The sequence below is a fragment of the Bradyrhizobium sp. 35 genome, from assembly GCF_023073215.1.
In the GTDB taxonomy this organism is placed as follows: domain Bacteria; phylum Pseudomonadota; class Alphaproteobacteria; order Rhizobiales; family Xanthobacteraceae; genus Bradyrhizobium; species Bradyrhizobium canariense_D.
On record NZ_JADPJC010000171.1, the window covers coordinates 1 to 9,220 of the forward strand.

The 9,220-nt window shown below is 58.4% G+C and carries 3 protein-coding genes and 3 pseudogenes; 4 read left to right on the top strand and 2 right to left on the bottom strand.

Annotated elements, in window-relative coordinates:
- Positions 1-1,112: 1,112 nt before the first annotated feature.
- The 3 genes and pseudogenes from ectB (at position 1,113) to nolL (ending at position 5,732) form a co-directional block, all read left to right on the top strand.
- Positions 1,113-2,375: a diaminobutyrate--2-oxoglutarate transaminase gene (gene ectB, locus IVB36_RS39585; RefSeq protein WP_247395111.1), complete on the top strand. Its 1,263-nt coding sequence runs from the start codon at positions 1,113-1,115 to the stop codon at positions 2,373-2,375.
- Positions 2,376-2,969: 594 nt separating this feature from the next.
- Positions 2,970-4,035 (top strand): annotated as a pseudogene (locus IVB36_RS39590) (transposase).
- A gap of 575 nt (positions 4,036-4,610) precedes the next feature.
- Positions 4,611-5,732, top strand: coding sequence for a nodulation factor fucose acetyltransferase NolL (nolL, locus tag IVB36_RS39595; protein WP_247395114.1), 1,122 nt, complete (start codon positions 4,611-4,613; stop codon positions 5,730-5,732).
- Positions 5,733-6,270: 538 nt separating this feature from the next.
- Here nolL and IVB36_RS39600 read toward each other — a convergent pair.
- Positions 6,271-6,638: pseudogene (locus IVB36_RS39600) on the bottom strand (3-methyl-2-oxobutanoate hydroxymethyltransferase); the annotation flags it as partial.
- 150 nt (positions 6,639-6,788) lie between these two features.
- Positions 6,789-7,600: pseudogene (locus IVB36_RS39605) on the bottom strand (aminotransferase class III-fold pyridoxal phosphate-dependent enzyme); the annotation flags it as partial.
- Between the two features lie 224 nt (positions 7,601-7,824).
- Between IVB36_RS39605 and istA the strand changes: the two are divergent.
- On the top strand, positions 7,825-9,220 hold a 1,396-nt coding region (gene istA, locus IVB36_RS39610; protein WP_247395117.1), incomplete at its 3' end, for an IS21 family transposase.

Sequence of the window (9,220 nt, forward strand, 5' to 3'; positions counted from 1 at the left end):
ATGCCGGCCGGTTTCATTTCGGAATGGTGGCCGGCTTCAAATCGGAACGATGGCCGGCTTCAAGTCGGAATACCCGGCCGAAATAAATCGGAATCCGCAGTATGATCGCGCAATCAGAGGAGGCGAGGCCCTCATCGGTTTAACGAGCGCCCTACCTTCACTGCTACGATCCTTGCTGAGCTTAGCGCGAAGTGCCACGGCAGCGGCTTGCCGGCAGGACCTCGTTAGAACAAAGAATTCACCTCAAACTTGTGCCACCGCTTCAGACAAATCTGGCACCGAGTTTGCGGGAGCAGGACGGGACGATCGCGTCCAAAATCCCGCAGTCTGTCGAGGCGATCGCTTGGGAATTCACAGGAATCCCAAAGGCCGCATTTTCGATATTGAGCTTTCGAAGTGATCGAGTGGTGTACGCCAAACTTGCCAATTTGCGTTCGCTCCCAGCAACCCTTTGCGGGCCGAAGCACCCGAACCTACGCAATCGGGTTGCAGGGCAACACAAATGCCACTGGTCGAAGCAATTTCAAGCCACGCCTTTGCTGCCGAACGCATCCACTCCACCACTCTCCGCGCCGATCCCGGCCAAACGCAAGGCCCAAAGCGGCGGCTCTGGACGAGCGATAAGCCCGCGCACCGGGCCAGATCCGCGGCGGCCGTGTCCCTTCTACTCGGCGGGACCCTGAGCGTGAGCATCCAACACACGCCTCCGGCTGGCGGGCTCCGCGGTCGCCGGGAGCGCATCGGCCCTCTGGTCGCGATGAACTTTCTCGGCCCCATACTTCCCCGCTTCCAAGCTAACTGCGCTGTATGCGCAAATTCTTCGATCGCGCGCGACTAAGCAAACCTGCCCGCGAAAGACGACTTAGCCTGGGCCCTCGCTGGATGGGGACGAAACTACTAGACATAGTAGCTTTGTTCCGCCTGGTTCCTCGGGTAAGCCGTTGGAGCTGATTTTCAGACGTCTACGCAGAGCCCAAAGGACGCCGAGAGGCGCCGGAACCGTGCTCTCATGGTCCGCCAATCCTGTACAATGTTGGCCGCGCGCTTGTTCGTCGGGCAGATTTTCTTGTCGAGGAGACGACGACATGGTTGGAGGACACGAGCCGCACAGAATGAAGACAGTCGAAATGCTAGAGTCCAACGTGCGCTCGTACTCACGTTCCTTTCCTGCTGTGTTCAGCAGGGCGCGCGGCTCGATTATGTTCGCAGAGGATGGCCGAAAGGTCATTGACTTTCTGTCCGGCGCTGGAGCGCTAAATTATGGCCACAACAATCAGGAGATCAAAGCGGCAATCAGCGAGTATCTGGACTCGGACGGCGTCGTCCACGGCTTGGACATGGCCACCCCAGCTAAGGTCGAATTTATGGAGGCCTTTAGCTCTGTCATCCTTCGTGAACGGAATCTTTCCTACCGCTTTCAATTTACAGGGCCTACGGGAGCTAACGCTGTTGAAGCAGCTCTAAAGCTCTCGCGTAAGATCACAGGACGTCAAAACGTCATTTCTTTCACGAATGGATATCACGGTCAAAGCTTGGGAGCCATAGCCGCGAGCGGTAACCGCTTTTACCGCAAAGCCAGCAGCATTCCCTTATCCGGCACAACGTTCATGCCCTATGATGGGTATCTTGGCTCCGCTCACAGTCCGGCGGATTACGTGCGAAAGGTATTAATGGATGAGAGCAGTGGCACTGATCTTCCAGCCGCCATTCTCGTCGAAACCGTGCAAGGGGAGGGAGGCATTAACGTCGCGGGTAAGGAATGGTTGCAGTCAATTGAAGCTTTGGCAAAAGAGGTCGGAGCTATTTTCATAGTTGACGATATCCAAATGGGCTGTGGCCGTACAGGCGAGTTCTTCAGTTTCGAGTTCGCCGCGTTGTCGCCAGACATTGTTGTGATGTCGAAATCGCTGAGTGGGTACGGTTTGCCATTATCGATGCTCCTGATCAAAGAAGCAATTGACGCATGGGAACCAGGCGAGCACACGGGGACGTTTCGAGGAAACAACCTTGCACTCGTTTCTGGCAAAGCGGCTTTGAATCTGTACTGGCGCAACCAGACGTTCTCGCAACAGGTCCGACGCTTGGGCGCATTTATGCGGCGTCGACTCGATGTTATCGCGCACCAGCACGGAAACAAGTTTGCTGTTCGTGGACGGGGCTTGGTATGTGGATTCGATTGCAAAACGACCAAAATCGCAGAGGCAACGTCACATAGAGCATTTAAAAAGGGACTGATTATCGAGCGATGCGGACCGATCGATCAGGTTGTAAAGTTCTTGCCTGCACTTACGATCGATCAAGAAACGTTGGGACAAGGCCTAGATATATTTGAGGAGTCATTGACCGAAACATTGAATTCAGCCCGAGCAAGCTAAACTTGTAGGCACACGAGAGAAACTGTTGCTGGCGACAGCATCGCCGCACAAGTCACTGGCGTGAGTCCTTGCTTGCCGCCGAAATGGTCAGGAGTTTTGAAGCGATGATCATGAAGGTGACGTCTGAAGGCCAAGGCTATCTGAGATCGGCCGAGTCGGCTTATCCGCGGAGAGCGCCTGCTGCCCTCCTCGGTCCACAATACGTGAGTGCGAGCAGCACCTTTGACCATAGAACCTCGCCCTCGCGAGCGACTCTGGTCGAGGTGGCTTATCTAAGTTTCCAGTCTGAGGTCGGCCGAAGGTGAGCTCGTTGGTGCGGAATTGAGTCCAATGTTGTGTATGGCTTCTTGGTGGCCAGATGCCAGCCGCACGAGCGCGGACTTTGTTAGGACCGTAGATTGAGCAGCAGCGATCCAGCCTGAGCCGTTTACAGCATAGGCGCAGCAGCAATCATCCCGCGGCCGGCTTTGCGACGAAAGCCGTCAAGGAACGCGCGGTGGGGATGTCCCGGGTTCTGTTGAATTTCTGAAGAGGTCGGCGTTGCCCTTGAGCCGGTAGGCTCGGCGTGCTGATTCCACAAAGGAGAGCGACGCGATGACGAGAGATATCACACCAGCTGGTTGGCCGGCGACCGGGCTGTGGACGGAGCGTTTGCGAAAGTGCGGGCGAGCTTTGATCGGTTCTGCCTTGCGGCAGGGATCGAGGCGCTCGGCACGATGACGGAGGCAGATGTGACGGCGGCCTGCGAACGGATTCAGGGCGTGAACGCCCGCGAGGTCACGATTCCGTCCTGGGAAAATGGCGGCGCAGGAGCACTGGCTCGCTCGCTGGGCGATGGACTTGATGCTGATCAATGTGTCGACGCGCCGGTTCGCCCGCGCTGTCCGGCTGCCGGAGGGGTGACGTGCAGGCATGGGCCGGATCGGGGGGTCGAAGTCGGCGGCTCGCGGAGGTTCGTAGCGCTGCCGACGGCGCGGCTGGCCGACTTCATGGCGGCCGATCTGTCGGCGCTCGACCTTCTGGTGGTCCAAATCGACGGGCTGCATCTCGGCGACAATCTCGTGCTGACCACCGCGATCGGGGTCGACGGCGAAGTCAAAAAGCATGTTGAGCGTTGTCGAAGGCGATCCGCAGCACCTTCGGTTCGGCCGCCACGACCCAGCGCTGCCAGATCTACAAGGCGCGCAAACATCATGGAACGCCTGCCGAAAGAGCATCATGCGGCCACCCGTCGGGTGCTGCGCCAACCTGGGAGCTCGATGACGCCGAAATGGCTGAAAAATTGATCCGCAATGTCGCGCGTCGAGTCGATCGGCATGGCTCGGCGTAGCTGTGAGCATCCTCGCAGGCCTCGACGAAATCCTGACTGTCGTCCGGTTGAAGTTGCCGAAGGAGCTTCGTTCATCGCTCGCCTGTACAACATCACCGAGAACATGATGCGCACCATTCGCGGTGTCACGCGCAACATCAAACGCGGGCGGGATGCCGGAATGGCCTTGCGACGGGTCACGGCTGTCGAGGTCAACAAGGGCGTCGGACGATTGAAGGCGCATAAGCAATGATCGGTTCTGCGTGCGGCCACGATCGCAGGACGATCAAGCCCGTGGCCCACGTCACGACGGCCGCGTGGCATTCATTCCGGCAGCGTCGGCCCGGTTGAACAGCCATCGGGAGATCCCCGGCGCTGTTCACGGCGTCAGCTACGCTAACCGAGCCAGCATCTCAATCAGAAAGGGTCGGTCCTCGGCTTTTGCGCCAGGCTGCGGAGCACCGTTCTCCGTGTGCGCGCGTAGCACACTGCCGCAACCCCAATGTTGGCGTGCCCGAGTTCAGCATCAGAAGCGCCTATTGGCGTGAGCGCCTCGGCGGCAACCGAAGGTGACGGCCAAATGTCAAGTATGCTGGGCGGACGGAAGAAGCCCGACGCATCTGCCGGGTCTGAAATGCGTCGGGCTGAGTGGGAGACTGAGTGCGCCAGTCTTCCTCCCAGAACCTGCCTCTGCAAATAGTATGCCGCGCCCGTACTGCTACATCACTAGCTTAACCTAGATATCTGTTCTGCCGCGAATTTCCTTGAGGCATTCAGAGAGGCTCGGCCCACAGCTCGTTCTTGAAGGCTAAACAAGCTGAGCTTACTCCCTTCCAAAAAGTCCCGCCATCACCTTTCGTTTGGATCAAAAATGAGGCAGAAGAAGCGAACAACGGGCCGCCGGCTCATCAACAACAGATATCTAGATGTTTCATACATTGCTACGCGTGACTGGAACGATCGCCCCGAGCTCGCGCACTACAGAGGCTAACGATCGAGATCTGAGCTTAGACTTCGCGAAAGGTGCGCTCATTGTTTTGGTGATCGTTGGGCACCTGATCCAGTATGTCATCTACCGAGACGACGGGTTTTGGTATTCGCCGTACTACAAATCGATCTATATGTTTCACATGCCACTCTTTATGGCGATAAGCGGATATCTTTCTTCTCGATCGCTGCTGCAAAAGTCGTTCACTCGAGCCGCCAGCGACCGTGCGAAGCAGCTCTTGCTGCCGATGCTGTTTTGGTGGACGTTCATGGAGACCGTTAAGCTGGCGGCATTGTGGCGCGCGACCAGCATAACGAGCGGACTTTTGGGATTTTTAGACGATTTCGCTGGCACCTACTGGTTCATCTGGGCCACGTTTGTTTCCTACCTTCTCATCAAGATTTCTAGCAGGCTCGACCAGCGATCGTGGGTCATATCTGGCGTAGCCATACTGGTCGCACTCGCGCCTCTGACATTCTCCATATCACCCCTGATCAGATTCACTTACCCGTTCTTCTGCTTCGGCTTCTTGCTTGCTCAATCGAGAGAACGATGGACGAGTACATGGCGACGTCACAAGCCGCTCCTGGTCTTATTTCTCTCGATAGTGACTTGCGTATGCTTTCTAGCGTGGGGCAAGGACACCTATGTCTACAATAATCTTGGGGTAATTCACGATCTTCGGTCGGCTAAAGACGTGCTTCTGATGTTTGTTGGCTCTGCAGCTGCCTCAGCAATCGTTATCGAACTCCTGCTGCAATGCTGGAGCCTTGGCCATTCAAATCGGATGGCCCGCTTTATCGCTGTGGAGTTGGGCCAGACCACGCTGCTGCTCTACCTGGTCCAGGGTACCGTGTTCCGTCTCATGGATTTCGTACAATTCGGAGAACTTTGGGATCTCACGACCCGGTTGATCATCGCGGGTCTGCTCGGTGCCTCGATTATTGCGACCGCGCTAATGGTGCGCTCGATTGTTCGCGGCGTTCCATATCTATCTCAGCTCGTCGTTGGAATGCCGCCACGCTCAGGTCTCCCGCAGGCCAAACCTGCAATAAACTAGCTGTATTGCATTTAATTGTTTGAGTACGGCAGGGTATTGCGATGGCATCGACTTGTGACGCCCGGAACAGCGTTCGACGGCGACGGCGTGCCGCCCGTCGAGCCGGTGATCGGCATAAGAGCAACCCCATCGAAGCGTGTATTGCTCAGGTTTGTATGGCACCGGCGAACTCAGCCCATTGCGTCCGTCTGTTCAATCGAGAGTCGTGAGATGAGCTTCGCTGTACCAGTCCTCTAGCCGCCGGGTTTCGACCCAGATCTGGCGATCGAACGTAATCCAATCACACTCGGCGAAATGTTTCTTCGAGTGCCGTACTGAATCCGAGACGTCCCAGTCGTTCGAATCTCCGTCTCGGCCCGCAGTTGCCCATGCACTACCTTGACTTGGAAGGCGTCCAGTTTACGATCGAGTCGCGCAAACCGTCCGGAAGACGACATGACTCCTGCGACGCGGGGAATGCTGCGTTAAGGACATCAGCTGCCCAGCGCGAGAGGCCCTCCTGCAGCAGCTGACGGTCCTCTACATAGCCTGCGTCTGTGCCAAGCTGCAGGAAATCTCTAGCGTTGCGTATCGTGTCCTCGGGACTGATATGAAAGCTGAGAAACGGCATGTCAGCTACAAGCAGGGCGCGAGGCCTTGTTCGCGCGACCGCCTCCAAGTGGTGATTCATCATCCCATGCTGACGGGTAAAGTGTCATCACACCCAAGGCATACATTGCCGACGCTATCGCCGACAAGAATGACGTCGACGACAGGATCGGCGATACATGCCGTCACCGCATCATAACCCGTGGTCATGACGATGGTGTGCCTTTCCTCCTTGCATCATTGCAGAACTGGAATCGTGACGCGTTCAACTGACAGCTGCGAAATGTGGCTCTGTTCGATCTGATCCGGCCTCCGCATGTCTCTGGAAACGGCCTTCCCCTTGGAACCCACATTGCAGATGCGAGGTCACAATCGCCCATTTCGAAAATCTATGGCAAGGCTCTCTCAAGTCGTTCGGGAAGCCGACGACAGCTCAGGATCCTTCATCTTGCGCTACCGCGCGCGTCTTCAGGCCAGCGCATCGGCAGCGTCACAGATGCGTGCATAAATTTCGTCCAGGTCACCTGCTGTTACACAATATGGCGGCATCACATAAATCGTATTACCGAGTGGACGCAGCAAGAGATTGCGGTCGTTAAGAAGGCGTGAAGCCTCGGGCCGACGCCTGCGAGATAGCCGGTATCTCTCGTCTTCAGGTCGAGTGCTGTGATGGTGCCGCTACGGCGAACGTTTGCAAAGCGCGGATCGGCGCGGAATCCTTCAATTGCCTGCTCTTGCATGGTTGCGACCGCAGCGATGCGCCGGTGACATTCCTGGCCTTTCCACAGATCCAGGTTAGCTTTGCCGGCGGCACAGGCCACCGGATTTGCCGTATACGAACTCGAATGAAAGAATGTGCGCGTACGGTCTTTTGAATAATGGGCATCGAAAATCTCTGCCCGGCAGAGTGTCAGCGCGAGCGGCAGCGCCCCTCCCGTGAGACCCTTGGAATAGCACGCTATATCTGGCACAACATTGGCCTGCTCACAGGCGAAGATTGTTCCGGTGCGGCCCCAGCCCGTCATGACCTCATCGGCAATGAACAGAACGTCCGACGCCTCGCAGATCCGCTTCATCTCTCTTAGCACCCAAGCTGGGTACATCAGCATTCCGCCTGCCCCTAACACCAGAGGCTCGACAACAAAGGCTGCGGGATTTTCGTTCCGACATGCTGACTCAAGCGCATCGAGCGTCGCCCGCTCACGACCGCTCGCAGGGAACGGGATTGAGGTCACGTCGAACAGGAGAGGTCCGTACGCCGCGTTGAAGACACCGCGGGCTGCGGCGCGGCAATCAGGATGGAAGTGCAGCGTCAATCAGGATGAGAGAGGTTCGCCGGGCTCGTGACGCAGGGAGGGCGTAGCCCGACCGGAGTTACGAGCCCGGCGACGGCGCGATCCGAGCGGACCGCGCCGTCTGGTGATCGCGGCTGGCCGGTGATGGATGGTTCTTCTCGCCAAAGAGGAATCACCCGTTGCCAGGCTGCCATGTCACCGATTACCAGATGAGGCTCTACATGAAGTTCCGTCAAACCAATTCGCCGCCAGAGGCGGCCGCGAAGGCGTCGTTCAGTTCGTCGACCGCTTATCGGCTCGAGAAGGATCTGCGCCTTCCGTCGCAAAAGAAGACACCGCGGCAAAGGCGGCGGCCGGATCCCTTGGCCAACGTCTTCGGCCTGGAGGTCGTGCCGATGCTGAAGGCGGCTCCCGGCGTGCGGCCCGTGGCCATCTTCGAGGAGATGCTCCGACGCCATCCTGAGCTGGGGGCTGGAATCCGCCGCACGCTCGAGCGCCGGATCCGCGCCTGGCGGGCGATCCACGGCGAGGAGCAGGAGGTCATGTTCCGCCAGACCCACGAAGTGGGCCAGGTCGGCCTGTCCGACTTCACCGATATGGGCGAGCTTGGGGTCGCCATCGCTGGCGTGCCGCTCGATCATCGCCTGTATCACTTCCGGTTGGCCTATTGCGGGTTTGAACACGCCCATGTCGTGCTCGGTGGCGAGAGCTTCGTCGCATTGGCCGAAGGGCTGCAGAATGCCCTGTGGTCGCTCGGTGGGGCACCGCGGGAGCATCGGACCGACAGCCTGTCGGCCGCCTTCTGCAATCTCGATCGCAATGCGAGGGACGATCTGACCAGGCGGTACGAGGACCTCTGCGCCCACTACGGCATGCGGCCTTCCCGCAACAATCGCGGCATCGCCCACGAGAACGGGGCGATCGAAAGCTCGCATGGCCATCTCAAGCGCACGATCGCCGATGCGCTGCTGTTGCGCGGCACTGCCGACTTCGATGATCTCGCCGCCTATCGCGGCTTCATCGACGAGATCGTCAGCCGCCGTAATGCCCGCAACTCCAAGCGGATCGACCACGAGCGCGCCACCCTGCAGGCGTTGCCAGATCGCCGCACCTCGGACTACGAGGAGGTGATTGTCCGCGTGACGTCAAGCGGCGGCTTCACCTTGCGCAAGGTGTTCTACACCGTGCCGTCGCGTTTGATCGGGCACCAACTGCGGGTGCGCCTTTACGACGATCGTCTCGACGTGTTCGTCGGCGGCACCCATCTCGTCACCCTGCCGCGTGGGCGGCCGCATTCCAACGGCAAGCACGACCAGGTCGTCGATTATCGGCACGTGATCCATTCCTTGCGGCGCAAGCCAATGGCGCTGCTCAATCTCGTCTACCGTGATCGGCTGTTCCCGCGCGATGCCTATCGCCGAACCTTCGATTGCTTGCGCGAACGGCTGCCGGACAGGAAAGCCTGCCGGATCATGGTCGATCTGCTCGCACTGGCCCATGAGCGCGGCTGCGAGGCCGAACTCGCCGATCAGCTCGCGACCGAGCTTGATGCCGGCCGACTGCCCGACCTCAACCGGCTGCGCGCTTACTTCTCTCCCGATCCGG

Bases quoted from the DNA above. Each gene is read 5' to 3' on its own strand.
- ectB (WP_247395111.1), top strand. From the start codon at position 1,113: ATGAAGACAGTCGAAATGCTAGAGTCCAACGTGCGCTCGTACTCACGT.
- nolL (WP_247395114.1), top strand. From the start codon at position 4,611: ATGTTTCATACATTGCTACGCGTGACTGGAACGATCGCCCCGAGCTCG.